Here is a 1,691-nt window from a genome sequence, read left to right on the forward strand (position 1 = left end):
GTCCACGAACGCGATGATGTTCCCCGACCCCTGCGAGACGATGTCCACGTCCACGGCCTTGAGGCCCTGGGCGCTCAGCCGACCGCTGCCGTCCAGACGGGCCCCCAGCCGGTTGGTCACCCCCGTGAGCGTCATGTGGCCGGAGCCATCCGTGTTCGCGCGCACCAGCTTCGCGCTGCCGGACCATGACAGCTCGCCCGAACCGGACTGGGTGAAGTCCACCCACTCCGCCATCCGCTCGCCGGCCGTGCACAGCTCCATGCGCCCGGAGCCCCCGAGCTTCGCATCCAGGGTGTGGACCCCTCCACAGAAGGACAGCGTGCCGGAGCCCTTCGCCACCAGCCGCACGTCATCCTGGCCCTGCTCGAACCCCTCCACCCGCAGGGTGCCGGAGCCGTCCTGGACGATGCCCACCACGCGCGGCACCTGGACCTCCACCCGCGCCTGTCCCGTGGGCGTGAACGCACCGTCCGTTTCGATGACGAGCGTCTTCCCGGCCACCACGAAGGTGCGCACGCTGGCCTGGAGGTTCGAATCGATGACGACCTTCACGTCCGCCACCTCCGCCTCCCGCACCACCACGTCCAGCGAGCCGTGGTTCTCCACATTGATGAAGCCATCCCCGGAGCCCAGAGGACGCGGCTCCGTCACGGTGTCTCCGTTGCCCTGCATGTTCTCGGTGAAATAGCAGCCGGTCGTCAGACCCGCCGCGAGCACTGCCACCACCAGGCGCTTCCACATGGTTGCCTCCCGCTTCATGTCGATGACCTCGCGCTACAACTGCACGCCCAGGAGCACGCCGGGCCACACGCGCACGGTGGTGTTGCCCCCGTCGGAGACGCTGCGCCATTCAGGCCCGATGCCCAGCTCCTCCCACCGGTCGCCATTGTCCCAGGTGACCAGCGTGTTGCCGGTGACGCCGCCGATGAGCGCGAAGCGCTTCGCCACCTGCCACCCCGCCACCAGCCGCAGTTGAGCGAGCACATTCAGGCCATCACCGTCGCGAAAGAGGTTGTCGGTGTGCACACTGGAGCCAATGGCCTCCAGGTCGAAGAACAGACGTCCCGTCGGGATGTGCGTGCCGAAACCGAAGCCCGCGACATAGCGGCGACGGTGGGTGTTGGTGCCGGGATTGAACCCCAGCGTCAGCAGCGTGTGGAAGTGCTGGCTGCCAAACTTCAACGCCACGTTCGTGTACGCAACATCGCTGGCCCACAACTGCACGTTCGCCTGACCATTGCCGATGAAGCTCAACAGTCCAAGCGCCTCGCCCTGGGATTCGCGCGCCACGTTGAGCAGGCCCAACTGCAACCCCTCCACCTTGCTCGCGATGTTGACGAGCCCCACCTGCGCGCCGGACACGTCCCCGCCCACGTTGAGCAGCGACAACTGCGCGCCCCGCATCTCCTTCGCGAAGTTCAGGCCCGTGGCGGCCTGGAGGCCGACCATGGACGGCGCCACGTTGGCACCCACCGAGGCCTGGACGCCCTTGAGCGCCCCACCCGCGATGTTCGCGCCCACCGTGAACTGACCACCGACGCCGCCCGCGCCCGCGATGTTCGCGCCCACCGAGAACTGCCCGCCCGACAGCGCCCCGCCCGCCACGTTGCCGCCCACCGCGAACTGCCCGGCCGCCGCCGCGCCCCGCACCACGTTGAGCCCCACCGCGGCCTGAAGCCCCTCCAGTTCGC

General features: G+C 68.8%; 2 protein-coding genes. Both read right to left on the bottom strand.

Translation table 11 applies throughout. The annotated features are described in order from the left end of the window. Positions 1 to 741 (bottom strand): GIN domain-containing protein (locus D7V88_RS41260; RefSeq protein WP_120545928.1); only part of this gene is annotated, 741 nt, incomplete at its 3' end. Between the two features lie 33 nt (positions 742 to 774). Next, positions 775 to 1,691 (bottom strand): LA_2272 family surface repeat-containing protein (locus tag D7V88_RS41265; protein WP_372241174.1); only part of this gene is annotated, 917 nt, incomplete at its 5' end.

The sequence above is a fragment of the Corallococcus terminator genome (assembly GCF_003611635.1).
Lineage (GTDB): Bacteria > Myxococcota > Myxococcia > Myxococcales > Myxococcaceae > Corallococcus > Corallococcus terminator.